At 52.5% G+C, this 259-nt stretch carries 1 pseudogene; it reads left to right on the top strand.

Annotated features, from left to right (window positions below):
* Positions 1 to 259: pseudogene (locus R0J87_RS21950) on the top strand (dTDP-glucose 4,6-dehydratase); the annotation flags it as partial.

Below are 259 nucleotides of genomic sequence, written 5' to 3'. Positions count from 1 at the left end.
GATGTCCACGACTGGCTTTATATCGAAGATTTTTGGCGAGCTGCCGATACAGTCTTCCACCTAGGAGACGCTGGTGAGACCTATCTCGCGGGAGGCAATGCACCGCTCAAGACGCTCGAGATCGTGGAACAAATCTGCGAGTCGCTCGACCGTCATTTCCCGGGAAATGAAAGCTATCAAAACCGCATCCGCTTTGTGGAACCAGCAGGCGGGGCCAAGGCACCTCATCGATTTGCAGTTTCTGCAGATAAATTGAAAC

Source organism: Halomonas sp. SIMBA_159, from assembly GCF_046536035.1.
Classification (GTDB): Bacteria; Pseudomonadota; Gammaproteobacteria; order Pseudomonadales; family Halomonadaceae; genus Vreelandella; species Vreelandella venusta_A.
Note: the sequence above shows the minus strand (reverse complement) of the source record. Positions and strands in the feature narration are given on the sequence as shown.